25 protein-coding genes and 1 pseudogene are annotated in these 23,042 nt (G+C 69.7%); 13 read left to right on the top strand and 13 right to left on the bottom strand.

Annotated elements, in window-relative coordinates:
- The first annotated feature begins 1 nt into the window (after position 1).
- Positions 2–886 carry a LysR family transcriptional regulator gene (locus tag AOZ49_RS03295; RefSeq protein WP_054430663.1) on the top strand — a complete coding sequence of 295 codons (885 nt, stop codon included), beginning with the start codon at positions 2–4 and terminating at the stop codon, positions 884–886.
- Positions 887–995: 109 nt separating this feature from the next.
- Complete coding sequence (locus AOZ49_RS03290; protein ID WP_054474312.1) at positions 996–1,619, top strand: glutathione S-transferase family protein; 624 nt, start codon at positions 996–998, stop codon at positions 1,617–1,619.
- A gap of 3 nt (positions 1,620–1,622) precedes the next feature.
- Here AOZ49_RS03290 and AOZ49_RS03285 read toward each other — a convergent pair whose 3' ends face one another.
- Complete coding sequence (locus AOZ49_RS03285; RefSeq protein WP_054474311.1) at positions 1,623–2,081, bottom strand: DUF6389 family protein; 459 nt, start codon at positions 2,079–2,081, stop codon at positions 1,623–1,625.
- A gap of 78 nt (positions 2,082–2,159) precedes the next feature.
- Here AOZ49_RS03285 and AOZ49_RS03280 point away from each other — a divergent pair, with 78 nt between their 5' ends.
- The 3 genes from AOZ49_RS03280 (at position 2,160) to AOZ49_RS03270 (ending at position 4,526) form a co-directional block, all read left to right on the top strand.
- Positions 2,160–2,690: a GbsR/MarR family transcriptional regulator gene (locus AOZ49_RS03280; protein ID WP_054430399.1), complete on the top strand. Its 531-nt coding sequence runs from the start codon at positions 2,160–2,162 to the stop codon at positions 2,688–2,690.
- Positions 2,691–2,799: 109 nt separating this feature from the next.
- A complete protein-coding gene (locus AOZ49_RS03275) occupies positions 2,800–4,056 on the top strand; it encodes an SDR family oxidoreductase (RefSeq protein WP_054474310.1) in 1,257 nt (418 codons plus the stop codon).
- Positions 4,053–4,526, top strand: coding sequence for a DUF2269 family protein (locus AOZ49_RS03270; RefSeq protein ID WP_054430397.1), 474 nt, complete (start codon positions 4,053–4,055; stop codon positions 4,524–4,526). Before AOZ49_RS03275 ends, AOZ49_RS03270 begins: the two co-directional genes overlap by 4 nt.
- A gap of 72 nt (positions 4,527–4,598) precedes the next feature.
- Here the strand turns inward: AOZ49_RS03270 and AOZ49_RS03265 are convergent, their stop codons facing one another.
- From AOZ49_RS03265 to AOZ49_RS03220, 10 genes are all read right to left on the bottom strand, one after another.
- A complete protein-coding gene (locus tag AOZ49_RS03265; protein ID WP_054430396.1) occupies positions 4,599–5,579 on the bottom strand; it encodes a Bug family tripartite tricarboxylate transporter substrate binding protein in 981 nt (326 codons plus the stop codon).
- 100 nt (positions 5,580–5,679) lie between these two features.
- Positions 5,680–6,480 carry a 2-oxo-hept-4-ene-1,7-dioate hydratase gene (gene hpaH, locus AOZ49_RS03260; RefSeq protein WP_054430395.1) on the bottom strand — a complete coding sequence of 267 codons (801 nt, stop codon included), beginning with the start codon at positions 6,478–6,480 and terminating at the stop codon, positions 5,680–5,682.
- Positions 6,481–6,529: 49 nt separating this feature from the next.
- Complete coding sequence (locus AOZ49_RS03255) at positions 6,530–6,937, bottom strand: nuclear transport factor 2 family protein (RefSeq protein ID WP_231690230.1); 408 nt, start codon at positions 6,935–6,937, stop codon at positions 6,530–6,532.
- Between the two features lie 17 nt (positions 6,938–6,954).
- Positions 6,955–8,181, bottom strand: a complete 1,227-nt coding sequence (locus AOZ49_RS03250) for an NAD(P)/FAD-dependent oxidoreductase (protein WP_054474308.1) — start codon at positions 8,179–8,181, stop codon at positions 6,955–6,957.
- Complete coding sequence (locus tag AOZ49_RS03245; RefSeq protein WP_054474307.1) at positions 8,178–8,498, bottom strand: non-heme iron oxygenase ferredoxin subunit; 321 nt, start codon at positions 8,496–8,498, stop codon at positions 8,178–8,180. Before AOZ49_RS03245 ends, AOZ49_RS03250 begins: the two co-directional genes overlap by 4 nt.
- Positions 8,499–8,500: 2 nt before the next feature.
- Positions 8,501–9,769 carry an aromatic ring-hydroxylating dioxygenase subunit alpha gene (locus AOZ49_RS03240; RefSeq protein WP_054474306.1) on the bottom strand — a complete coding sequence of 423 codons (1,269 nt, stop codon included), beginning with the start codon at positions 9,767–9,769 and terminating at the stop codon, positions 8,501–8,503.
- Between the two features lie 22 nt (positions 9,770–9,791).
- Positions 9,792–10,283, bottom strand: coding sequence for an aromatic-ring-hydroxylating dioxygenase subunit beta (locus AOZ49_RS03235; RefSeq protein ID WP_054474305.1), 492 nt, complete (start codon positions 10,281–10,283; stop codon positions 9,792–9,794).
- A gap of 28 nt (positions 10,284–10,311) precedes the next feature.
- Positions 10,312–11,412: a cupin domain-containing protein gene (locus AOZ49_RS03230; protein ID WP_054430389.1), complete on the bottom strand. Its 1,101-nt coding sequence runs from the start codon at positions 11,410–11,412 to the stop codon at positions 10,312–10,314.
- Between the two features lie 66 nt (positions 11,413–11,478).
- Complete coding sequence (locus AOZ49_RS03225) at positions 11,479–12,477, bottom strand: ornithine cyclodeaminase family protein (RefSeq protein WP_054430388.1); 999 nt, start codon at positions 12,475–12,477, stop codon at positions 11,479–11,481.
- 16 nt (positions 12,478–12,493) lie between these two features.
- Positions 12,494–13,345: a fumarylacetoacetate hydrolase family protein gene (locus AOZ49_RS03220; RefSeq protein ID WP_054474304.1), complete on the bottom strand. Its 852-nt coding sequence runs from the start codon at positions 13,343–13,345 to the stop codon at positions 12,494–12,496.
- Positions 13,346–13,563: 218 nt separating this feature from the next.
- On the opposite strand from AOZ49_RS03220, the pseudogene AOZ49_RS03215 reads away from it, so the two are divergent.
- A pseudogene (locus AOZ49_RS03215) lies at positions 13,564–14,256 on the top strand (GntR family transcriptional regulator); the annotation flags it as partial.
- 106 nt (positions 14,257–14,362) lie between these two features.
- On the opposite strand, the gene AOZ49_RS03210 reads toward AOZ49_RS03215, so the two are convergent.
- Positions 14,363–14,710: a hypothetical protein gene (locus AOZ49_RS03210; protein WP_054430385.1), complete on the bottom strand. Its 348-nt coding sequence runs from the start codon at positions 14,708–14,710 to the stop codon at positions 14,363–14,365.
- A gap of 10 nt (positions 14,711–14,720) precedes the next feature.
- Positions 14,721–15,314 carry a hypothetical protein gene (locus AOZ49_RS03205; RefSeq protein WP_054460622.1) on the bottom strand — a complete coding sequence of 198 codons (594 nt, stop codon included), beginning with the start codon at positions 15,312–15,314 and terminating at the stop codon, positions 14,721–14,723.
- Positions 15,315–15,545: 231 nt separating this feature from the next.
- On the opposite strand from AOZ49_RS03205, the gene AOZ49_RS03200 reads away from it, so the two are divergent.
- The 7 genes from AOZ49_RS03200 to AOZ49_RS03170 form a co-directional block, all read left to right on the top strand.
- Positions 15,546–16,688 carry an NAD(P)/FAD-dependent oxidoreductase gene (locus tag AOZ49_RS03200; protein WP_054474303.1) on the top strand — a complete coding sequence of 381 codons (1,143 nt, stop codon included), beginning with the start codon at positions 15,546–15,548 and terminating at the stop codon, positions 16,686–16,688.
- A gap of 14 nt (positions 16,689–16,702) precedes the next feature.
- Positions 16,703–17,080 carry a RidA family protein gene (locus AOZ49_RS03195; RefSeq protein ID WP_054430382.1) on the top strand — a complete coding sequence of 126 codons (378 nt, stop codon included), beginning with the start codon at positions 16,703–16,705 and terminating at the stop codon, positions 17,078–17,080.
- Positions 17,081–17,119: 39 nt separating this feature from the next.
- The gene (locus AOZ49_RS03190; RefSeq protein WP_054474302.1) at positions 17,120–18,565 is read left to right on the top strand and encodes a M81 family metallopeptidase; all 1,446 of its coding nucleotides are present in this window, start codon (positions 17,120–17,122) and stop codon (positions 18,563–18,565) included.
- A gap of 49 nt (positions 18,566–18,614) precedes the next feature.
- Positions 18,615–20,192, top strand: a complete 1,578-nt coding sequence (locus AOZ49_RS03185) for an ABC transporter substrate-binding protein (RefSeq protein WP_197286689.1) — start codon at positions 18,615–18,617, stop codon at positions 20,190–20,192.
- A gap of 109 nt (positions 20,193–20,301) precedes the next feature.
- A complete protein-coding gene (locus AOZ49_RS03180) occupies positions 20,302–21,237 on the top strand; it encodes an ABC transporter permease (RefSeq protein ID WP_156333410.1) in 936 nt (311 codons plus the stop codon).
- A gap of 13 nt (positions 21,238–21,250) precedes the next feature.
- The gene (locus tag AOZ49_RS03175; RefSeq protein ID WP_054430380.1) at positions 21,251–22,126 is read left to right on the top strand and encodes an ABC transporter permease; all 876 of its coding nucleotides are present in this window, start codon (positions 21,251–21,253) and stop codon (positions 22,124–22,126) included.
- Between the two features lie 8 nt (positions 22,127–22,134).
- Positions 22,135–23,042 (top strand): ABC transporter ATP-binding protein (locus AOZ49_RS03170; RefSeq protein ID WP_054474301.1); only part of this gene is annotated, 908 nt, incomplete at its 3' end.

Below are 23,042 nucleotides of genomic sequence, written 5' to 3'. Positions count from 1 at the left end.
CGTGGTGCAGGCGCGCGGCGTGGGCCGGGCGGCGCAGGCCCTGCACCTGAGCCAGCCGGCGGTCAGCCAGGCGCTCAAGCGGCTCGAGGACGCGGTCGGCGGCATGCTGCTGCATCGCCGCAACGGCGAATTCCGCCTGACCGGCCTGGGCGAAGAGATCTACGCCGTCGCCCGCGACATGTACGGCACCATGGCGCGCATCGAGACCGCCGCCTCGCAGGAACGCGACGAGGTCGCGGGCACGCTGCGGCTGCTGGTCATGAGCCGCATCCAGAGCGCGGCCTACGACGATTTCCTGGCGGACTTCCACCAGCGCCATCCCAAGATCGAGTTCCATATCGAGGTGCTGCCCAGCGCCGACATCCTCGACGCGCTCTCCAAGCGCGTGCCGGCCCTGGGGCTGTGCCTGTGCCGCAAGCCGGTCGAGGCGCTGGAGCGCCGGCTGTTCCTGCGCCACCACTACGCGGTGGTGTGCGGCCGCCGTCATCCGCTGTTCTCGCGGCCGCGCGTCGGCATCGAAGACCTGATGGACCAGAATTTCGTCTGTTTCGCCAGCGACCAGATCGGCGACACGCTGTCGCCGCTGACCATCTTCCGCGACCAGCAGGGCTTCACCGGGCGCATCGTCGGCACCTCGCCGCATATCGAGGAAGTGCGGCGCATGGTGGTGGCCGGCATCGGCCTGAGCTTCCTGCCCGAGCACCTGATCGTGCAGGACGTGGTCAACGGCGAGCTGCGGCGCCTGCCGCCCAACGAGAGCGTGGCCGAGATCGACGTGTTCCTGGCCTGGCACCGGCAGCGCAAGCTGAGCGCGGTCGAAATGGCCTACCTGGCCGCGTTCGAGCGTTTCCTGGCGCGTACGCCGCTGGCCGCACGCGCGCGCTGAGGCCGCCGCGCCTCGGGCCGGCCGGCCGCCGGCAAGATAACGCCGCCCAACGGCGCCGGTTCTGGCGATAATGGCTGTTCCCCTTTCGCTTCGCCACCTGAGGACACCCATGTCTCGCTGGACCTTCTACACCGCGCCGGGCACTTGCGCCCTGGCCACCCATATCGCCCTGCATGAAGCCGGCGCCGACTTCGAGGTCGTCAAGCTGGACTTCAGCGCCGGACAGCAGCAAAGCCCCGAATACCTGCGCGTCAATCCCAAGGGCCGGGTGCCGGCGCTGGCCACCGAGCATGGCGTCCTGACCGAGACGCCGGCCCTGCTGGCCTTCGTCGCGCAGTCCTTTCCCCAGGCCGGCCTGGCGCCGCTGGGCGACGCCTACGCCTTCGCGCGCCTGCAGGAACTGAACAGCTACCTGGCCTCCACCGCCCACGTGGCGCACGCGCACAAGCGGCGCGGCGCGCGCTGGGCCGACGACCCGGCCGCGCACGAAGCCATGCGAGCCAAGGTGCCCGAGACCATGACGGCCTGCGCCGCCTACCTGGAATCGCAGATCGCCGGCCCGTGGGCGCTGGGCGAACAGTTCAGCGTGGCCGACGCCTATCTCTACACCATCGGCAGCTGGCTGGAAGGCGACGGCGTCGACCTGGCGCGGTTCCCCAAGCTGGGCGCCTACCTGGCGCGGGTCGCGGCGCGGCCGGCGGTGCAGCGCGCGCTGGCCGACGCCAGCCAGTGAGGTTCAGCGCGCCGCGTCCGCCGCCAGGCTGCGCGGCGTGGTGGCGCCGTAATCCTCGTCCGCATAGATGCAGGCCGGCAGCGGCGACACGGCGCGGCCGCCCTGCTCCCACAGCGCTTCGAGCCAATCGGCCGCGGTGTCGGCAATGGCGTCCTGCACGCAGAAGCCCGGCTCGCGCCCGAACAGCGGCACCTCGGGCGATACGCCGCTTGCCTTGTGCACCACGTCGAACAGGTGCCGATGGCCTTCGATGGCCTTGTTCAGCACGTACAGGTCGGGGCCATCCAGGCCGATGACGATGGAGAAAGTCCCTTCGCCGTCCTGGTCCGGAAAAATGCCGAACTGGATCTCGCGCGCCTTTTCGGGCAGGCGCGGAAACAGGCCTTGAAGGGTGCGCAGCGCGCGGTCGGTGTGGGCATCGAGCACGCGCCGCAGCGCTGCCTGGTAGTCTTGTTGGTTCATGGCGCCAGCTTAGCGGATCGAATTCATTTCTGTTATTTCTGTCTTGACAGAAATAACAGAAATACCTACAGTGGCCGCATGACACTGACACCGATCGCCGAACGCTTCATCCTGCACTGGGGCGAAATGGGCTCGCGCTGGGGCGTGAACCGCACCGTGGCGCAGATCCACGCCCTGCTCTACCTGCTGGGCCGCCCCGCGCCGGCCGAGGAAATCGCCGAGACCCTGGGCGTGGCGCGCTCGAACGTCAGCAACAGCCTCAAGGAATTGCAGGCCTGGCGCCTGGCCAAGGTGGTGCACGTCATGGACGACCGGCGCGACCACTTCGAAACCTCCACCGATATCTGGGAGCTGTTCAAGCTGATCGTCGAGGGCCGGCGCCAACGCGAGATCGATCCCACGCTGACCATGCTGCGCGATACGCTGGCCAGCCCCGAGATGGCCGACGAAACCCCGCTCACGGCGCAGCGCGTGCGCGAGACACTGGATTTCCTCGAGATCCTCACCACCTGGTCGGACGAGATGTTGCGCATGAAGCCCGACACCCTGATGAAGACGCTCGGCATGGGCGCGAAGATCAGCAAGACGATGCGCCGCACCAAGGGCTGACGACATGGCGGGACCTCGATCCCGCCTTTTTTTATCCACGAATTTCTGTCTGTACAGAAATATCAGAAATAAAAGAATCGATGATGAACACTCACGGAGGGCGGAATCCATGAACATCCTGGTATGCGGCGCGAACGGCTTCATCGGCCGGGCGTTGTGCGAGGCCCTGGCGCGCGATGGCCACCGGGTGCTCAGGGGCGTGCGCCAGCCCCGGCGGCAGGACGAGATCGCGGTGGATTATCTGGCGGACACGGCCCCCGCCGACTGGACGGACCGCCTGCGCGGCATCCACGTCGTCATCAACGCGGTCGGCATTCTGGTCGAAGGCGGCGGCCGCGATTTCGACCGCATCCACCGCCGCGCGCCGATCGCGCTGTTCGAGGCCGCGGCGCAGGCCGGCGTCAGGCAGGTGCTGCAACTGTCGGCGCTGGGCGCGCAGCGCGGCGATACCCCCTACTTCCAGAGCAAGCGCGCGGCCGACGACCATCTGCGCGCCTTGCCGATCGCGCACCACATCCTGCGGCCGGCGCTGGTCTATGGCGCGCACGGCGCGTCGGCGCGCTTTTTCCGCGCCGTGGCGTCGTTGCCGCTGCATCTGCTGCCCGCCGGCGGACGGCAGGCGCTGCGGCCGATCCACGTCGACGAACTGGCCGAGGTCGTTGTCCGGCTGGTGCGCGGCGCGGCGGACGCCCCGGCGGTGCTGGACCTGGTGGGCGGCGCCGAAGTCAGCTTCAAGCGCATGCTGGCGACCTACCGGCAATCGCTGGGGCTCCCCGCCGCGTGGACCCTCGCCGTGCCCGGCGCGCTGATCAGCGCCGGCGCCGTGCTGCTCGATCGCGTGCCCGGTTCGCTGCTGACGCGCGACACCTGGCGCATGCTGCGCGCGGGCAACAGCGCCGACCCGTCCGCCACGGCGCGGGCGCTGGGGCGGATGCCGGCGGGGCTGGAGACCTTCATCCCCGCCGCCGAGGCGCCCGCGTTGCGCCAGCAGCCCCTGGCGGCCTGGCGGCCCGGGCTGCTGCGCGGCGCGCTGGCGCTGATCTGGCTCTGGACCGCCGTGTGCAGCGCCTTCGTCTATCCGGTCGCGGGCAGCCTGGCGCTGCTGGCGCCGGTCGGCCTGCACGGATCGGCCGCCCTGGCGGCCCTCTACCTGGCCGCGGCGCTGGACGCCGCGCTGGGCCTGGCCACGCTGTGGCGGCCGGGGCGGCGGCTGTGGACCGCGCAACTCGCGCTGGTGCTGGCGTATTCCGCGGTGATCGCCATCGCGCTGCCGGAATTCCTGTGGCATCCCTTCGGCCCGCTGCTGAAAAACGCCGCCGTCATCGCGCTCCTGTTCATCCTGCTCTGCGAGGAAACCCAGCCATGAATACCTATCTCACGATCAAGACCCTGCACATCCTGTCGTCCGTCCTGCTGGTGGGAACCGGTTTCGGCACGGCGTTCTACCTGTTCTTCGCCAATCGCACCGGCTCGGTGCCGGCCATCGCGGCGGTCTCGAAGCTGGTGGTGCGGGCCGACCTGTGGTTCACCACGCCGGCCGTGGTGGTCCAGCCGCTGTCCGGATTGTGGCTGGCGCATGCCGCCGGCTGGCACTGGAGCACGCCGTGGATCGGCCTGTCGATCGGCCTGTATCTGCTGGCGGGCGCCTGCTGGCTGCCGGTGGTGTGGCTGCAGTACGAGATGGCCAGGATGGCCGCCAGCGCCCAGGCCGACGGCGCCACGGCGCTGCCGCCGCGCTACTGGCGATTCGCGCGCTGGTGGGAATGGCTGGGCTATCCGGCGTTCATCGCGATGGTGGTCGTCTACTACCTGATGGTGGCCAAGCCGGCGCTGTAGCGGCGCGGCCGCGGCAACCGGCGCGGCGGTCCAGGCTCAGGGCAACCCGGATCGCCACGCTGGCTTGGCCGCTCAGTCGATCGCCGCGCCGGCGGTCTTCACCACCTTGCCCAGGCGCGTGTATTCCTCGGCGCCGAACTCGGCCAGCGACTGGCGCGTGGTCGGCGACGGGATGGCCCCGCGCGATTCCAGCGCCTGCTTGACCTCGGGGCGCGCCAGGGCTCGGCCCACGGCGGCGTTGAGCTTGTCGAGGATGGCGGTCGGCGTGCCCTTGGGCGCATAGAGCCCGTCCCAGGCGAAGAACTCGTAGCCCTTGACCCCGGCCTCGCTCATGGTCGGGATATCCGGATTCGAGCGCACCCGTTCCGGCGTGGTCACGCCCAGGGCCCGCAGCTTGCCCGCCGCGATCTGGCCCGACACGTTCGGCATCACGTCGATCAGCAGCGAGATGCGGCCGCCCAGCAGGTCCGTCATCGCCGCGCTGCCGCCCTTGTAGGGAATGTGCATGATCTTGACGCCGGCCATCTGGTTCAGCAGTTCACAGGCCAGGTGCGACGAGGTGCCGTTGCCGGCCGAGCCACAGGTCAGCTCGCCCGGGTGCGACTTGGCGTAGTCCAGCAGCTGCGCCAGCGATTTGAAGCGGTCGTCGGTGGCGTTGACCACCAGCGCGGCGGCGATCACCGTGAAGCGCGAGATCGGCTCGAAGTCGCCCGGCGCATAGCCGGGCGATTTGTACAGCCAGTGGTTGGTGGCCTGGGTGCCGTTGGTGCCATAGGACAGCGTGTAGCCGTCGGGGTTGGCGCGCGCGGCGATGGAGGTGCCGATGTTGCCGCCGGCGCCCGGGCGGTTCTCGACGATGATGGATTGGCCGAGTTCGCGCGCCAGCGGTTCGGCCACCAGCCGCGCCAGCGTGTCGCCGCCGCCGCCGGCGGCGAACGGGACGACCAGCGTGATGGCATGGGTGGGCCAGTTGGCGGTCTGCGCCAGGGTCGGGCCGGCCGCCAGCGCCAGGCAGGCGGCCGCCAGGCGGATCGAGGTCTTGAAGGGGGTCATGGTTTGTCTCCTTGGGGGTGCGGGGCGCGCGTCCGCTGGTTTTGGTGTATCGGGCGCGCGGAATGAAAAACAGGTTCGGGGCGGTCTCCCGGCGGCCGGCTCACACGAAGCGGCAGCTGACCGCGCCCAGCGCGCCATAGTCCACGTGGAACGTGTCGCCCTGCTGGGCGAACACGGGCCGCGTGAACGAGCCGCTCAAAATGATCTGGCCGGGTTCGAGCGCGACGTCGTAGCCGGCCAGCTTGTTGGCCAGCCACACCACGCCGTTGGCGGGATGGTTGAGCACGCCCGCCGCCAGGCCGGTTTCCTCGATCACCGCGTTGCGCGACATCATCGCGCCGACCCAGCGCAGGTCGACCGCGTCGACGCGCACCGGCCGTCCGCCCATCACCACGCCGGCATTGGCGGCGTTGTCGGCGATGGTGTCGAAGACCTTGCGCGGCCGCTTGCTGTCGGGGTCGATCTGGTGCGAGCGCGCGTCGATGATCTCGAGCGCGGGGATCACGTAGCGCACCGCGTCCAGCACGTCGAACAGCGTCACGCCGGGGCCCTTGAGCCGCCGGTCCAGGATGAAGGCAAGCTCGACCTCCACCCGCGGCACGATGAAGCGGTCACGAGGGATCTCGGCGCCGTCGTCGAACAGCATGTCGTCCAGCAAGGCGCCGTAGTCAGGCTCGTCGATCTGCGAGGACAGCTGCATGGCGCGCGAGGTCAGGCCGATCTTGTGGCCGACCAGCCGGCGGCCGCCGGCGATCTTGGCCGCCACCCATTCGCGCTGGATGGCGTAGGCGTCGGCGATGGTGATGTCGGGATGCTCCAGCGACAGCTGGCGCACCTGGGTTCGGCTGCGTTCGGCCTGGTCCAGGCGTTGGGCCAGCGCCTTGATGGTGGCGGCATCCATGGGGGCTCCTTGGGGTGTCATGGGATTTTCCGGCAGGGTTTCGGGAATGTCATTCGGGCGGCAGGTGGCGCCGGCTGCGCTTTTCCGCCAATAGCCAATCCTGGCCGCTGGCGACCAGCCGGTCCTGGCAGTCGCGGATGGCGACCAGGCGCGGCGCCCCGCCCTGCGCCTGCGGGTCGCTGTCGTAGGCGGTCAGGAAATAGCCCAGCGTGGCCTGCGAGCCGCTGTGTTCGAGCAGGCGCAGGTTGGTGATGACGTGACAGGTGGTGCGCTGCGGCGGGCGCGCCTCCAGGGCCGCCAGCACGTCGGCCGGCCCCGTCAGCAACTGGCCCTGGCGCAGCCAGGTGCCGTCCGGCGCCATGAGCGCGGCGGCGGCCTCGTGGCGCCGCGTATCCAGCGCATGGAAGAAGGCCAGCACGACCGCCTCGCAGGCGGCCTTGACGTGTTCGGTCTGCATTCGGTTCTCCATCAGATTCAGCCGATCCGGGCGCTGGACAGCGGCGCGTCGGCGCGCGCCAGTTGCGCGGGGTCCACCTGGACGCCCTGGGCGATCCACTGGCGCAACTGGCGCAGATCGCGCGCCGCGTTCACCGCCACGGCGCCGACGACGCGGCCGCCCTCGTCCAGCGCCACCGACAGCAGCGCCCGCGCATCCGCCTGGGGCCGCAGCACTTCACATTCGGCCCGCGCCGGAAAACCGGCGATCTGCACCATGGCGTCGTATTGCTCCGACCAGACCGCGCCGCTGGGCAGGTAAGGCCGGCCGGCATCCAGCGCCGACAGCGCCGCCGCCGCGCCCTGGTCCTGGGCGTTCTGCCAGGATTCCAGGCGGATGGGGCCGCCGCCGGCGGGCACCGCCACCGCCACGTCGCCGGCCGCCAGCACATCGGGCGCCGACGTGCGGCAGTATTCGTCCACCAGCACGCCGCGCTCGCAGGCGATGCCGGCTTCGCGCGCCAGGGCGTCGTTGGCCTGCATGCCGACCCCGAGCACCACGGCGTCCGCTTCCAGGCGGCTGCCATCGGCCAGTTCGGCCACGCAGCCGCCCTCGGGCCGCGCATGCACCGCGCGCAGACTGCTGTTCAGGCGCAGGGCCACGCCCTGCCCGGTGTGCAATGCGGCCAGATGCGCCGACACGCCGGGCGGCACGCTGCGGGCGCACAGGCGCGGCGCCTGCTCCAGCACCGTGGTGGCGCAGCCCGCCTGGCGCGCGGTGGCGGCCACTTCCAGGCCGATCCAGCCGCCGCCCGCGATGACGATGCGCCGGCCCGGCCCCAGCCGGGCGCGCAGGCGCAAGGCATCGTCGCGGGTTCGCAGCACGTGGACGGCGCGGCTTTCGGCGCCCGGCAAGGCCGGCACGATGGGCCGGCCGCCGGTGCACAGGATCAGCTTGTCGTAGTCGATCACGGCGCCCTCGGAGGTCTCGACCTGATGGCGCTCGGGCCGCAGCCGGGTCGCCGCGACGCCGGGCCGGAACGCGATGTCCAGCTCGGCCAGCTTTTCTCGCGAGAACAGCTCGGTGCTTTCCGGCGCGGCCTGGCCGCCCAGCACCGCCTTGCTCAAGGGAGGACGCTCATACGGCGCGTGCGGCTCGTCGCCCAGCAGCACGATGCGGCCGGCGTAGCCGCGGCCGCGCAACGTCGCCGCGGCCCAGCCGCCGGCCTGCCCCGCGCCGACGATGACGATGGCGCCCGCGCTCACGCCGCCTCCGGGCTCAGGTAGATGGTGTCGGCCTCGACCCGCACCGCATAGCGCCGCAGGTCGGTGGTGACGGGCGGGCATTGCGGCTTGCCGCTGCGGATGTCGAACACGCCCTGATGCAAGGGACATTCGATGGTGCCGTCTTCCATATAGCCGTCGGCCAGGCTGGCGTTGCCGTGCGGGCAGCGGTCCTGGGTGGCGCATATCTCGCCCTGCAGGTCATAGAGGCAGACCGCCTCGCCCTCCAGCGCGACGCGCAGCGTGCCGGTGTCGGGGGAAATGTCGCCCACCTGGGCGACCGGAGTCCAGGTCGCCATGGTCACAGCCCCATCGCGTTGCGGTAATAGTCGTAGAACGAGCGGATCAGCACCTCGGTCACCATGTAGTCGGCCGGCTCGGTGTCGCGGCCGCCCATCTCGACGATGCCGCGCGCCTCCGGGTAGCCGGTGACGCCGATCTGCACCTGGTTCAGCATCTCGCTGTCGTCCATCGAGACGAAACCGGCCGGGCCCAGCAGGTTGGCGTGCTTCAGGCGCAGGCGGGTCATTTCCTCGTCGTCGTCCTCGTAGCCGTAATAGGTGAAGACGAGCTCATGCTCGGTCGGGCTGCGCGGGATCACGTGGCGGGTCTTGAGCGAATTGGCCTGGATGCCGAACTGGGCGGCCGGAAAGACCCAGGCGCCGCCGACGCGGCCGCGGTTGAATTCCGCGCGCGGGGTAACCGTTTCCAGGTCGAGCAGCTCCAGGTCGTCGCGGAAGCGGCTCATCTCGCTGGTGGCCTCGGTCTTCTTCTTGCCCTCGTTGTGCGACACCATCACGCTGTGCGCGCCGCCGCCGGTGGGAATGCACTCAGACTTGGAATCCGCGCGCCACAGGCCGAAGGTGATGTAGAAGGTGTGCAGCAAGGTGGCGTGGTACGGGTCCTTCAGGTTCTCCAGGTACATCTTCCAGTTGCTGGGGATCAGTTGGCGGCTGTAGCCCAGCAGCTTGAGCTTCTTGCCCGGCAGCATGTGGTCGATCTCGGCCAGCACCTCGGCGCCGCAGTATTCCTCGAAGCTGGGCGCATCGTCGGCGAACGTCGCCCAGATCGAGCCGCCGCGATTGACGCTGCGCAGCTTGCGGATGCCGTTCTGCCTGGGATCGAAGTCGCGCGGCATGCCGCCCTTGCCCATGGCGCCGCGGCGGAACGGCACGCCCTGCAGGTTGCCGTCCAGGTCGTAGTTCCACTGGTGGTACGGGCAGGTGAAGTCGGTCACCTGGCCGGTGTTCTGCCAGCAGATCTGGGCGCCGCGGTGGGCGCAGCGGTTCTCCAGCACGTTGATCTCGCCGCTTTCGGTGCGCACCATGATGACCGGACGGTTGCCGATCCAGTTGCGCTTGTAGCAGCCGGGCTCGGGCACCTCGCACTCCAGGCCGACGTAGTTCCAGGTGCGGCCGCCGAAGAACACGTCCATTTCCTTCTGGAAGATGGCCGGATCGGTGTAGACCCAGTTGGGGATGCGCGTGTAGCCCTCCTTGGGCCAGCGGCGCTCGATATGGATGGGGGCCGTGGCGGGCGCGTCCAGCACGGCGGAATCGGAACAGGTCATGGCGGGTTTCCTGGCAGCGGGATCAGAGGGGAACGATGAGCGAGGTGCGCACGCGGTAGTTGTCGTAGACGCAGTCGCGGCGGGTCAGCGCCAGGCCTTGCGGCGTCAGGCGCAGCTCGTCCAGGTAGCGGCCCACCATGTTCAGCGTGGGTTCGCGGTCGGACAGCGACTCCATTACGGCGAAATTGGCCTGGGCCACGATGCGCTCGCCCTGCGCCTCGATGACGCGCACGCCGCTGATGAAGTGGCGCAACGAACGCGGCTCGAACATGGTGGTTTCGCGCAGCGCGGTGACGCGGTCGCGCAGCATGTTCTTGTTCATGCAATAGATCAGGCCGAGCGGCAAGCCGGCGTCGTGGTTCTCGCGCGACAGCACGCGGTAGTGGCAGTCCTCGGTGAAGAAGCCCGGCCATTCCTCCAGCCGGTCTTCGTCCAGGCAGTAGGCGTAGTCGTCGTAGAAATCGCGCAGGCGGGCGCGCAGCGAGGTGTCGTCGGGCAGTTGGATCTGGGTCATGGGAATTTCCGGGATGCGAGCGGCGCGCTCAGGACGCGGCGGCCAGTTGCGCCAGGTTGCTTTCGAAACCGCCCTGGCTGCCGAGCGCCAGGATCGGTTCCTGCATGCGCTCCTGCCAGATCAGCGATTCCATGGCGATCTGCAGGGGATGGTCCTGCACCGTCAGGGCCGAGGTGGTCTCGGTGCCCGAGTGGTGCGAATGCATGGCCCACCCGGGCGCCGACAGGATCAGGTCGCCGGCCTTCCAGTCCAGCCGCACGCCGTTGACCTTGCTGTAGCCGTTGCCGCGCAGGTAGTAGTTGATGGCCGACGAGCTGTGGCGGTGCGGCACGTGGTGGTTGTCCGGCGGCGACGACGAGATCGTGGCGAAGAAGCTGTGGGTGGTGCCGATGCGGCGCTCGGTGGCCGGGTTGTACAGCACGAACAGGCGGCGGCCGTTGTAGCCGCGCGCCATGTCCTCGACGCTGGGCAGGTGGCGCGAGACCGCCGCCCAGGGCCAGTGCAGCGCCTTCGATTCCAGCACGTCGATGTCGATCAGCCACTCGTAGCCCATCAGCCAGGCGCCTTCCGGCGTGATCTGCTCGCGCAGCGCCAGGTCGCGGGCGCGCGCCGCCTCGGGCGAGCGGGCCGGCGCCGGGCGGGTGTTGGCGTCGGCCGGCGGCACGTCGCCCTCGAACTCCTCGACGTAGTGAATCTCGAGCTTTTCCAGCAGCGGCGCGTTGGAGTACGACAGCCGCACCCAGGGCGTCTGGCCGTCATTGCGGTACGAATGCACCTGCATCGCCGGCGTGTTCCACACGTCCCAGCGGCCCACCGGGATATCGCGGCCGGCCACCGTGGCCACGCCCTCGCCGCTGATACAGATCTCCAGCATGTTGGAGTTCTTGCGCAGGTTGAAGGTGCATTCGCCGGGGTTGACGACGTTGATGGTGACGTCCGTGCCGGGGGCCAGGCCCAGGCCCGGCGCGGTCGCCAGCGGATGGGCGATGAGCGAAGCGCGGCGGCCGTTGTCGGGGCGCGGCGCGTCGATCAGGCGGGCGATCTCCAGGTCGATCTCCTCCTTGGGGATCACGATCGATGGCCATTTGTTCTGCTCGCGGGGCGCGGCCCCGCTGACGTCGATGAACATGTCTGTCTCCTGTGGCCGGCGGCGGTTCGCGCCGGCGTCATGATGATTTGAAGGGGGTGATTGGAATCAGGGTTGCGCCAGCAGCAGGTTCTCGCGGGTCTGGGGCGGCAAGGCGACGCCCAGCCCGTTATCGCGGGCGTGCTCGTACGCCACCCGCGCCATCGCCAGGTCCGACAGGCCCATGCCCATGCCCTTGAACAGCGTCAGCCGCGCATCCGGCGCGCGGGTCTCGCCGCGCGCCAGCAGGTCGCCCAGCACCGCCACGCCATCCCATGGCGCGCCGTCCGCGCCATAGCGTTCGCGCAATTCGCGCGAGCCGCGCCGGGCGTTTTCCAGGTCGTCCACCACCACGCGGTCGGCGCGCTCGAACACGTCCTGGCTGAATTCGGCCTTGGCCGGCAGGATCGCGCCCACCGCGTTCAGGTGGCGGCAGTCGGCCAGCCGGGCCGCGTCGACGAAAGGCTCGACGGCGCGGGTGATCAGCGTCACGATCTCGGCGCCGTCCAGCGCGTGTTCCAGGGTGGGCGATTCCTCGATGGCGAAGGCGTACTTGCCGGCCACCGCCTCGACAAAGGCGCGGCGTTTTTCCGGGGTCGGGCTGTGGATCCGCACGCGCTGCAGCGGGCGCACCGCGGCCAGCGCCGCCAGTTGCGTCACGGCCTGCGGCCCGGTGCCGATCAGCGCGGCCTGCGTCGCGCCCTCGGGCGCCAGGGCGCGGGTCGCCACGCCGCTGATGGCAGCGGTGCGCAGCATGCCCAGCGCGCGCGCCTCGATCACCGCCCGCAACAGGCCGGTGTCGGCGTCGAACAGGCTGAACAGCGACCCGCCGCCCGCCTTGGTGTGGACCCAGGTCTTGAAACCGGCATAGCCGCCGGGGCCGGGCTGTACCGAGCCCAATGCATGCATCGAGCTGCCGTCGCCCCAGGTGGCCAGCGCCTTGGGCACGTTGCGCGCGCCCTCCTTCGCCTGCGCCACCAGCATGCGCTGCAGCGCGTCGATGGCGCGCGGGATGGTCAGCGCCGCCACCACGTCTTTTTCGGTGAGATACCGCAATGCCTCGGTCATGCCTGTGTCCTTCGTGTCAGTGGGGGTGGGCGGGTTCGTCCGCCACCGTGTTGCGCAGCGTGCCGACGCCCGGCACCTCGATCTCCAGCGTGTCGCCGGCCGCCAGGAAGCGCGGCGGCTGGCGGCTGGAACCGACGCCTTCCGGCGTGCCGGTGGCGATCACGTCGCCGGGCGCCAGCGGCGTGAAGGCGCTGATGTAGGCGATCAGTTCGGGAATCGGGAAGATCAGATCGGCCAGTTCGCCCTGCTGCACGGTCTCGCCGTTCAGGCGCGTCTGGATGCGCAGGCCCGCCGGGTCGCCGATCTCGTCGGCGCTGACCAGCCAGGGGCCGATCGCGCCGCTGCGCTCGAAGTTCTTGCCGGGCGTGACCTGGGCGTTGTGCTTCTGGAAGTCGCGCACCGAGTTTTCGGCCATACAGGTGTAGCCGGCCACGTGGGCCAGGGCGTCGCGCGCCGCGATGTGGCGCCCTGCCCGCCCGATCACCACGGCCAGTTCGCCCTCGTAGTCGAAGCGGTCGGAGGCCCGCGGCTTCCAGACCGGCGCGCCGTGGCCGACGAAACTGTCGGGATAGCAGGCGAACAGCGAGGGATGGCGCGGCAGCTCGCGGCCGGCCTCGGCCACGTGGCGGCCGTAGTTCAGGCCGACGCAGAGGATCTTGCGCGGCGCCGGCACCGGCGGCAGCCATTGCAGGCCGGCCAGCGCAATGCCGGGGCCGTCATGGCCGGCCGCCGCTTGCGCGATGGCCTCGATGCCCGCCGCCAGGGCCGTGGCCAGGTCGGGCCAGTACCGCGTCAACGGCACAACCTCGGCGTCGCGCAGCACGCCCCAGGCCGGTTGGCCCGCGTGTTCGAAGCTGATCAGCTTCATCTTGTCTCCTGTCCTGTGGGCGGCGCTCCTGGCATGCAATTGAGTGACGCATTGCATGCATTCAGTGGCTTTTAAGTGCCTTGACCGCTGTTTTTCCGAATTATTGCATGCAATTTTGATAAATCGCAAGGCTGAATTGTTTTTTTCTTGAGCGATTGCATGCAATTTTGTAGGTACACTGGAGGTCCTTTCAGACACGCTCCCGCCGACGCCCCGCTATGGCCGCTCAGATCGACAAAGTGATTTCCGAACTCCGGGACATGGTGCTTTCCGGCGCCCTGCAGCCCGGCGAACGCGTGGTGGAACTGCAGTTCTCGGCGCGCCTGGGCGTGTCGCGCACGCCGCTGCGCATCGCGCTGACTGAGCTGGAAAAGGAAGGCCTGCTGGAGCGCCTGCCCTCGCGCGGCTTTCGCGTGCGCGCTTTCACCGTCGACGAGATCGGCGACGCGGTGGAAGTGCGCGGGGTGCTGGAAGGCATGGCGGTGCGGCTGCTGGCCGAACGCGGCGCCAACGCCGAGGTGCTGGAGCAGCTGTCGCAAGCGGTGGAGGAAGGCCGCGCCCTGCTGGCGCCGGCGCGGCGCGACCCCAAGGCCACGGTGGATGCGCGCGCCTGGGGGCAGATCAACCGCCGCTTCCACGAGATCCTGTGCGAAGCGGCCGGCAACCGCGCCCTGCTGTCGGCGCTGGAACATAACAACAAGACGCCGCTGGCCGGCCCGGCCGCGCTGACGCTGCCGTCCACGCCATCGCAGCTGGAAACGCCTTTCGTGCTGCGGGCGCAATCGGATCACGAGGACCTGCTGCGGGCGATCACGCGGCGCGAGGCCGCGCGCGCCGAGAACCTGATGCGCGAGCACGCCTATCGCAGCCGCGAGAACAAGCGCGTGCTGCTGGAATCCCTGCGGGGGGCGTGGCGGGGCTGGCGCAGCCGGCCGACAGCGCGGCGGCCTGACGCCTGCTCAGGCGGGCGGCGCGGGAACGGCGCGGCTCAAGCTGAGCCGCCGGGTTGCGTGACGGTCAGAACCAGCGGCGCACGCGCTCGCGAATGGCGCCGGCATAGGCCCAGCACCACACCGCCAGCGCCAGCATCGCCACCGTGAAATAGGCGCGCGCCTCGAGCGGCACCGGATTCAGGCGTGACAGCGTCGGGAACGGCTCGTAGCCGATGAAGTCGCTGGCGGCCAGCGCGCTGAACAGCAGCGCCAGCGCCGGGCCGGTGAAATGCGGGCGTTCGCCGCGGGTCTGCGGATCGGCGCGGAAATACCAGTGACACCAACGCAGCAGCTGGATCACGACGGCGACCAGCGGAACGACCAGGGCAAGCTGCAGCACGAGCAGCGCAACGATGACTTGAGTGGGAAGCATGCCCGCGATTTTACGGCGTGCCGGACACCAGCGCGTCCAGGCGCCTGAAGAACGCCTCGTAACGCTCGGGATCGGTCACCTGGCGGGTCCGGGCGTCGCCATTGCTGTCCCAGACGGTCTCGTTCAGGTTGGCCCAGACGCGGGTGGTGCCGCCCTCCTCGCGCAGCACCAGCTGGGCATAGGTGCTCTTGTGATCGGGCTTGGCGCCATACGCCAGGCCTTGCGACTTGAGCAGGCCGCGCAGCATTTCGCGGCGCTTGCTGACCAGGGCTTCGTGCTGTTCGCCGCTGACGATCTCGGTCGCGGAATCGGCCGCCACCTGCGTGTAGCCGGCGGCAGTCAAGGCCTCGACGCAAGCCCGCAGGGCCCGCGCCGGCGCCACGGCGGGATAGGCCCGCACGCGGATGCGGTCCAGGGCGGCGCGCTCGTCCGCCGTCAGGTCGATCACGGTCTGCTTCGAGCTGTAGCGCACCATGCTGCCGCCATTGCCCGTGACGCGTTCGGGCGCCTTGGGCGCTTTCGGCTGGGTCGAACAGGCGGCCAACAGCGGGAGGGCCAGGACGGCCGCCCTTTGCAGGCGGCGGGAACGCGACGGAAGAATCATGGCGGGGAAACGACCCAGCGGGCCAGGAGTGGACGCGCGGCGGAGCAACCACGCGCCCCGGGCTGGCCGGATCATAGCGGATCCCCCCGCCCGGCGCGATGACGGCGGCAAGACCAGCCCGCGCCCCGTCGCGCACGGCGAGCCATCGGGACAACCCCTATTACCCGCGCCTGCCCAAACAACTATCGTATTCGAGAATTATCAAATAAGAGAATTCTCGCTTCCGACAAAATGGCCGCAGACACAACCTACGATTACGCCGTCATCGGCGCCGGCATCGCCGGCGCCTCCGTGGCCTACCGCCTGAGCGCGGCCGCCTCCGTGGTGGTGCTGGAGCGCGAGGCGCAGCCCGGCTACCACTCCACCGGCCGTTCGGCCGCCATGTTCATGGAGACCTACGGCACCGCCCAGATCAAGGCGCTGACGCGCGCCAGCCGCGATTTCTACGAACATCCGCCGCAGGGTTTCTGCGAGCATCCCCTGCTGAGCCCGCGCGGCGTGCTGTACATCGCCGCGCCCGGCCAGCAGGACCTGCTGCAGGAGGTCTACGACGATTTCCGCAGTCAGTCGCCCAACGTCACGCTGATCGACGCCGAACAGGCCATGGCGCGGGTGCCGTGCCTGCGCCCGGACCAGCTGTGCGGCGCCATCGAGGAACCGGACGCCCGCGACATCGACGTGCATGCGCTGCACCAGGGCTTCCTGCGCGGCATGACGCGCCAGGGCGCGGTGCTGCGCAACCACGCCGAACTGATGGCGGCCTCTTACGCGGACGGCGCCTGGACCCTGACGCTGGCGGGCGGCGAATCGCTGCGGGCGCGGGTGCTGGTGAACGCGGCCGGCGCCTGGGCCGACCATGCCGCCACGCTGTGCGGCGTGCGGCCGGTGGGCCTGCAGCCGTGCCGCCGCACCGCCTTCACCTTCACCGGGCCGGACGATGTCGACTTCGCGCACTGGCCGGCGGTGGTCGGCGTGGACGAGAGCTTCTATTTCAAGCCCGACGCCGGCCAGCTGCTGGGCTCGCCCGCCAATGCCGATCCGGTGCCGGCGCACGACGTGGTGCCCGAGGAACTGGACGTGGCCACGGGCATCTACCGCATCGAATCGGCCACCTCGCTGACCATCCGCCGCCCGCGCCACACCTGGGCCGGCCTGCGCTCGTTCGTGGCCGACGGCGATTTCGTGATCGGCTGGGACAGCGCCACGCCCGCCTTCTTCTGGCTGGCGGCCCAGGGCGGCTACGGCATCCAGTCCGCCGCCGGCGTCTCGCGCCTGGCCGCCGACCTGCTGCTCGACCTGCCCTTGAATGCCAGCCTGACCGCGCAGGGCGTCGACCCCGCGCGCCTGTCGCCGGCCCGTTTTTCCCCATCCTGATAGGAGCCCGTTCCATGAGCCAAGCCATCCAGCGCCTGCCCAGCAGCCTGCCCTTCCCGTTCTCGCGGGCCGTGAAGGCCGGCGGCTTCCTGTTCCTGTCCGGCCAGGTGCCGATGAGCGCCGCCGGCGAGGTGGTGCGCGGCGACATCCAGACCCAGACCCGCGCCGCCTGCGAGCGCATTGTCGAAAGCCTGGCGGCCGGCGGCGCGCGCCTGGACCAGGTGGTCAAGGCCACCGTGTGGCTGTCGGACATGGGCCATTTCGCGGGCTTCAACGAGGTCTATAAGGAATTCTTCGGCGCGGCGCTGCCGGTGCGTTCGACGGTGGCGTCGGCGCTGGCCCTGAACGTCGACGTGGAAATCGAAGTGCAGGCGTATATCGGGCAGGACTGAAGCGTACAGACCGACAACCATCCAGAACGGAGCGATCGCATGAAGATTTTTTCCGGGTCCCTGGCGACCGAGACCAACACCTTCTCCCCCATTCCGACCGGCCTGTCGGCCTATCGGTCGCGCGGCTACTACCCGGCCGGCCAGCACCCGGACCGCATGCAGATGTTCTCCGGTCCCCTGTGGGCCGCGCGCCAGCGCGCCCAGGGCAAGGACTGGACGCTGATCGAGGGCATGACGGCGGGCGCGACCCCGGCCGGCCTGACCACCCGCCACGCCTACGAAACCCTGCGCGACGAACTGCTGGAAGACCTGCGCCGCGCCGGCAAGGTCGACATCGCGCTGTTCGGCCTGCATGGCGCCATGGTGGCCGACGGCTATGACGATTGCGAAGGCGACCTGCTGCGGCGGGCGCGCGAGATCGTCGGCCCGGACACGGTGATCGGCGCCGAGCTGGATCCGCACTGCCACCTGACCGACGCCATGGTGAACAGCGCCGATTTCCTGGTGTGCTTCAAGGAATATCCGCACACCGACATCCTCGACCGCGCCTACGACCTGGTCGACCTGTGCGTGGCGCGCGCCGAGGGCCGCATCAAGCCGGCCCGCGCGGTCTATGACTGCGAAATGATCTCCATCATGCACACCAGCCGCGAGCCGATGCGCGGCTTCGTCGACCGCCTGCTGGCGATGGAAGGCAAGGAAGGCGTGCTGTCGGTGTCGATCGCGCACGGCTTCCCGTGGGGCGACACGCCCGACATGGGCTCCAAGGTGCTGGTCTACACCGACGGCGACGCCGGCCAGGCCGAGCGGCTGGCGCGCGCGCTGGGCGAGGAGATCATCGGTTTCCGCGACCAGCTGGCGCCGCCCTACCCCGGCGCCGACGACGCGCTGGACCAGGCGCTGGCGCTGGCCGATTTCCCCGTGGTGCTGGCCGACTCGGCCGACAACGCCGGCGGCGGCGCGCCCAGCGACGCCACCTTCATCCTGGAACGCGTGCTGGCGCGCGGCATCCAGGACGTGGCGACCGGCCCGTTCTGGGACCCGGTGGCGGTGCAGCTCTGTTTCGAGGCCGGCGACGGCGCGCAGATCTCGCTGCGCATCGGCGGCAAGGTGGCGCCGGTGTCGGGCCAGCCGCTGGACCTGGCCTGTGAGATCGTCGCGCTCAAGCGCGACGCCATCATGACCGGGCTGGCCGGCACGCCCGCGCTGCTGGGCGACGTGGCCGTGGTGCGCAGCCAGGGCGTGACCATCGTCATGACCACCAACCGCACCCAGGCCATGGACACCGACCTGTTCACGCAGTTCGGCGTCGATCTGGGCGCGATGAAGCTGGTCATCCCGAAGTCGTCGCAGCACTTCTACGCCTCGTACTCGAAGCTCGGCCGCCACGTCATCTACGTCGAGACGCCCGGCGCCATCACGCAGGACCACAACGCGCTGCCGTTCACCAAGCGCAAGTTGCCGAAATGGCCCTTCAAGGGCTGATATCCAACCATTGCCCACGCAGGCAACCGGACAAAACAAGGGGATGACCATGATGAAACGATTCAGCCTGCTGGGCGCCGCCGCCCTGCTGGCCTGCGGCCTGGCCGTGGGCCAGCCGGCCCAGGCCCAGACCAAGACGCTGCGGATGGTGCCGCACGCGGACCTGAAGACGCTGGACCCGCTGTTCAATACCGCCTATATCACCCGCAACCACGGCTACATGGTGTTCGACACGCTGTTCGCGCAGGACAGCCAGGGCCAGCCCAAGCCGCAGATGGTGGAGAGCTGGACCGCCTCGCCCGACGGCAAGGCCTGGACCTTCAAGCTGCGCCCGGGGCTGAAGTTCAACGACGGCACCCCGGTGACCGCCGAGGACTGCATCGCCTCGCTGCAGCGCTGGGCCAAGAAGGACACGATGGGCCAGGCCCTGATGGCCGCGGGCGCCGAAATGGCAGCCACCGGCCCCGACAGCTTCTCGCTGACGCTCAAGCAGCCGTTCGGCCTGGTGCTGGACGCGCTCGCCAAGCCGTCGGGCATGCCGCCGTTCATCATGCCCAAGCGCCTGGCGCAGACCGACCCAAACACGCCCGTGACGGAAATGGTCGGCTCCGGCCCGTTCCTGTTCAAGCGCGATGAGTGGGTGCCGGGCAACAAGGTGGTCTACGTCAAGAACCCGGCCTACGTGCCGCGCAACGAACCGGCCGACGGCCTGGCCGGCGGCAAGGTCGCCAAGGTCGACCGCATCGAGTGGATCTACATCCCCGACGGCAATACCGCCACCGCCGCGCTGATGAACGGCGAAGTCGACATGATCGAGCAGACCACGCCCGACTTCCTGCCGGTGCTGGAGACCAACCCCGCCATCACCCTGAACACCTCCGTCGCCACCCAGGGCATGGCCATCGTCAACGCGCTGCATCCGCCGTTCGACAAGCCGCAGGCGCGCCAGGCCCTGTATTACCTGTTCAGCCAGAAGGAAATGCTGGCGGCCATCGGCTACCCGGAGAAGTACCGCGTCGACTATTGCGCCACGCTCTACATCTGCGGCTCGCCGCTGGCCACCGACGCCGGCGCCGCGCCCTATGCCAAGCCCGACCTGGCGCGCGCCAAGCAGCTGCTGCAGGAGGCCGGCTACAAAGGCGAGAAGATCGTGGTGCTGTACCCGACCGACCACATCAGCGCGCCCGCCGTCATGGTGCTGACGCAGAACATGAAGAAGGCCGGCCTCAAGGTCGATCTGCAATCCATGGACTGGGCCTCGCTGGCGGCGCGCCGCCTGAAGAAGGACCCGCCCGAGCAAGGCGGCTGGAGCCTGTTCCTGACCTGGGGCGGCTACTACGACGCCAGCACGCCGCTGACCAACCCCTGGCTGTCGGCCGCCTGCGGCAACAGCCTGCCGGGCTGGCCCTGCGACAAGGAACTGGACGCGCTGCGCACGCAGTGGATCCAGGAACCCGACGCCGCCAAGCGCAAGGACATCGCGGCCAGGCTGCAGGCGCGCGCCTACGAGTCGGTGCCGTACGTCATGTGGGGCGAATTCAAGCCGGTGTCGGCGATCCGCGGGCTGTCGCACACGGAGCTGATGAAGACCGGCATCCCCGTGATGTGGAACGTGGAAAAACCATAACGCGGCGCGGGGCCGCGCGTGATCGCCACGCGCGCCCCGCCCCTGGACAATCAGGCCGCCGCCCAGCGCCCCGTGCGCGCCGCGTCAGGCCGGGGGGGGGAAACCCAGCGTGAAAACCATTCTGCGCCGCATCGCGGCCGTCATACCCGTCATGGCCGTGGTCGCGGTCGTGGTGTTCCTCTTGATCCACCTGTCGCCGGGCGACCCGGCGGCGGTGATCGCGGGCGACAACGCCACCACCGAGGACGTCGAGAAAATCCGCCAGAACCTGGGCCTGGACAAGCCGCTGCTGCTGCAGTTCGGCATCTGGGTCGGCCATCTCGCCACGGGCGACCTGGGCACCTCGATCGCCACCCAGATGCCGGTGGCGCAACTGATCGGCCAGCGCATGGGCCCGACGCTGTCGATCGCCATCTTCACCATGCTGTTCGCGGTGCTGGCGGCGCTGCCGCTGGGCGTGCTGGCGGCCTGGAACGCCGGCAAGTGGCTCGACCGGCTGGTGATGGTCGGCGCGGTCTGCGCGTTCTCGGTGCCGGTGTTCCTGATCGGCTACAGCCTGGTGTACGGCTTTTCCATCAAGCTGGGCTGGCTGCCGGTGCAGGGCTACAAGCCGCTGGCCGACGGCCTGGCGCCGTATCTGCGGCACCTGGTGCTGCCCTGTCTGTCGCTGGGGCTGGTGTACATGGCCCTGCTGACCCGCATGACCCGCGCCACCATGCTGGAGGCGCTGTCGGAAGACTACATCCGCACCGCCCGCGCCAAGGGCCTGGCGGCCGGCCCGATCGTCTGGCACGCGCTCAAGAACGCCGCCAATCCCATCGTCACCACCATCGGCGTGGGCGTGGCGCTGCTGATCGGCGGCGTGGTGGTCACCGAAACCGTGTTCGCCATTCCCGGCCTGGGCCGCCTGACCATCGACGCCGTGCTGCGCCACGACTACCCCGTGATCCAGGGCGTGCTGCTGGTGGCCTCGGGCATCTACGTGCTGATCAACCTGCTGGTCGACCTGAGCTACCGCCTGTTCGACCCGCGCATCCGCTATTGAAGAGGGGCGATCCATGACCACCACCACCCTGCCCCTGGCCGTGCCGCGCCCGCGCTGGCGCCGCGCCGCCCGCTCGCTGCGGCGCCATCCGATGCTGTACATCGGCTGCGCCATCCTGCTGGCGCTCGCGGTGATCGCGCTGGCCGCGCCCTGGCTGACCGCGGTCGATCCGCAGGACATCAACCCGATGGCGCGCATGAAGCCGCCGTCGGCCGAACACTTCTTCGGCACCGACGCGCTGGGCCGCGACGTCTATGCGCGCACCCTGTGGGGCGCGCGGGTGTCGCTGCTGGTCGGCGTCGTGGTCGCGCTGGTGTCGACCGCGGGCGGCGTCCTGCTGGGCATGCTGGCCGGCTACTTCCGCCGCCTGGATGCCCTGATCATGCGCATCATGGACGGCCTGATGGCGATTCCCGGCGTGCTGCTGGCGATCGCGCTGATGGCCACGCTCAAGGGCGGCCTGGGCACCGTGATCGTGGCCATCGTGGTGCCCGAGGTGCCGCGCGTGGTGCGGCTGGTGCGCGCCCTGGTGCTGACCATCCGCGAACAGCCCTATATCGAGGCGGCCGTGGCCGCCGGCACCCGCGTGCCGGCCATCCTGCTGCGCCACATCCTGCCCAACCTGTTCGCGCCGCTGATGGTGCAGGCCACCTTCATCGCCGCCTCGGCCATCCTGACCGAGGCCGTGCTGAGCTTCCTGGGCGTGGGCATCCCGCCGCAGACCCCGAGTTGGGGCAACATCATGGCCGAGGGCCGCAACTTCGTCGCGGTGGCGTTCCACATCATCCTGTATCCGGGCCTGTTCCTGGGCGTGGCCGTGCTGGCCGTCAATCTGGTGGGCGACGGGCTGCGCGACATGCTCGATCCGCGCCTGGCGAAAAAGCTGTAGGAGCGCGCATGCCATCCCAACCTGTCCTGCAAGTGAATGACCTGACCACCTGTTTCGACGGCGACGAGACCACGGTGCTGGCCGTGGACGGCCTGTCGTTCGACCTGATGCCGGGCGAGACCCTCGGCCTGGTCGGCGAATCCGGCTGCGGCAAGAGCGTCACGTCGCTGTCCATCATGCGGCTGCTGCGCACGCCCGGGCGCGTGGCGCGCGGCAGCGTCGAATTCGACGGCCGCGACCTGCTGGCCCTGCCCGAGAAGGCCATGCGGGCCGTGCGCGGCAACCAGCTGTCGATGATCTTCCAGGAGCCGATGACCTCGCTCAACCCGGTGTTCACGATCGGCCGCCAGATCAGCGAGCCGCTGATGCTGCACCAGGGCCTGTCGCGGCGCGAGGCCATGAAGCAGGCCGAGGCACTGCTGGAACTGGTGCAGATCTCCGACCCGGCGCGGCGCGTGCACGAATACCCCTACCAGCTGTCCGGCGGCATGCGCCAGCGCGCCATGATCGCCATGGCGCTGGCGTGCCAGCCCAAGGTGCTGATCGCCGACGAGCCGACCACCGCGCTGGACGTCACCATCCAGGCGCAGATCCTGCACCTGCTGCGCGACATCCAGGCGCGGCTGGGCACGGCCATCGTGCTGATCACCCACGATCTGGGCGTAGTGGCGCAGATGTGCCAGCGGGTCATCGTCATGTACGCCGGCCGCAAGGTCGAGGAAGGCAGCGTCGACGACGTGCTGGACCATGCCGCCCATCCCTATACCCAGGCGCTGATCCGCTCGCTGCCCGACTTCGTCGACGGCCAGGACCATACCGCCCGCCTGGCCGAGCTGCCCGGCATCGTGCCGGTGGTGACGCCCGAATCGCGCGGCTGCGCCTTCGCCGCGCGCTGTCGCGAGGCCCTGCCGCGCTG

Origin of the sequence: Achromobacter sp. 2789STDY5608615 (genome assembly GCF_001298995.1) — a bacterium.
GTDB lineage: Bacteria > Pseudomonadota > Gammaproteobacteria > Burkholderiales > Burkholderiaceae_B > Achromobacter > Achromobacter insuavis.
Note: the sequence above shows the minus strand (reverse complement) of the source record. Positions and strands in the feature narration are given on the sequence as shown.

Excerpts from the sequence above, each read along its gene's own strand:
- AOZ49_RS03290 (WP_054474312.1), top strand. The coding sequence starts at position 996 with ATGTCTCGCTGGACCTTCTACACCGCGCCGGGCACTTGCGCCCTGGCC.
- AOZ49_RS03285 (WP_054474311.1), bottom strand. The coding sequence starts at position 2,081 with ATGAACCAACAAGACTACCAGGCAGCGCTGCGGCGCGTGCTCGATGCC.
- AOZ49_RS03280 (WP_054430399.1), top strand. The coding sequence starts at position 2,160 with ATGACACTGACACCGATCGCCGAACGCTTCATCCTGCACTGGGGCGAA.
- AOZ49_RS03275 (WP_054474310.1), top strand. The coding sequence starts at position 2,800 with ATGAACATCCTGGTATGCGGCGCGAACGGCTTCATCGGCCGGGCGTTG.
- AOZ49_RS03270 (WP_054430397.1), top strand. The coding sequence starts at position 4,053 with ATGAATACCTATCTCACGATCAAGACCCTGCACATCCTGTCGTCCGTC.
- AOZ49_RS03265 (WP_054430396.1), bottom strand. The coding sequence starts at position 5,579 with ATGACCCCCTTCAAGACCTCGATCCGCCTGGCGGCCGCCTGCCTGGCG.
- hpaH (WP_054430395.1), bottom strand. The coding sequence starts at position 6,480 with ATGGATGCCGCCACCATCAAGGCGCTGGCCCAACGCCTGGACCAGGCC.
- AOZ49_RS03255 (WP_231690230.1), bottom strand. The coding sequence starts at position 6,937 with ATGCAGACCGAACACGTCAAGGCCGCCTGCGAGGCGGTCGTGCTGGCC.
- AOZ49_RS03245 (WP_054474307.1), bottom strand. The coding sequence starts at position 8,498 with ATGGCGACCTGGACTCCGGTCGCCCAGGTGGGCGACATTTCCCCCGAC.
- AOZ49_RS03240 (WP_054474306.1), bottom strand. The coding sequence starts at position 9,769 with ATGACCTGTTCCGATTCCGCCGTGCTGGACGCGCCCGCCACGGCCCCC.
- AOZ49_RS03235 (WP_054474305.1), bottom strand. The coding sequence starts at position 10,283 with ATGACCCAGATCCAACTGCCCGACGACACCTCGCTGCGCGCCCGCCTG.
- AOZ49_RS03230 (WP_054430389.1), bottom strand. The coding sequence starts at position 11,412 with ATGTTCATCGACGTCAGCGGGGCCGCGCCCCGCGAGCAGAACAAATGG.
- AOZ49_RS03225 (WP_054430388.1), bottom strand. The coding sequence starts at position 12,477 with ATGACCGAGGCATTGCGGTATCTCACCGAAAAAGACGTGGTGGCGGCG.
- AOZ49_RS03220 (WP_054474304.1), bottom strand. The coding sequence starts at position 13,345 with ATGAAGCTGATCAGCTTCGAACACGCGGGCCAACCGGCCTGGGGCGTG.
- AOZ49_RS03210 (WP_054430385.1), bottom strand. The coding sequence starts at position 14,710 with ATGCTTCCCACTCAAGTCATCGTTGCGCTGCTCGTGCTGCAGCTTGCC.
- AOZ49_RS03205 (WP_054460622.1), bottom strand. The coding sequence starts at position 15,314 with ATGATTCTTCCGTCGCGTTCCCGCCGCCTGCAAAGGGCGGCCGTCCTG.
- AOZ49_RS03200 (WP_054474303.1), top strand. The coding sequence starts at position 15,546 with ATGGCCGCAGACACAACCTACGATTACGCCGTCATCGGCGCCGGCATC.
- AOZ49_RS03195 (WP_054430382.1), top strand. The coding sequence starts at position 16,703 with ATGAGCCAAGCCATCCAGCGCCTGCCCAGCAGCCTGCCCTTCCCGTTC.
- AOZ49_RS03190 (WP_054474302.1), top strand. The coding sequence starts at position 17,120 with ATGAAGATTTTTTCCGGGTCCCTGGCGACCGAGACCAACACCTTCTCC.
- AOZ49_RS03185 (WP_197286689.1), top strand. The coding sequence starts at position 18,615 with ATGATGAAACGATTCAGCCTGCTGGGCGCCGCCGCCCTGCTGGCCTGC.
- AOZ49_RS03175 (WP_054430380.1), top strand. The coding sequence starts at position 21,251 with ATGACCACCACCACCCTGCCCCTGGCCGTGCCGCGCCCGCGCTGGCGC.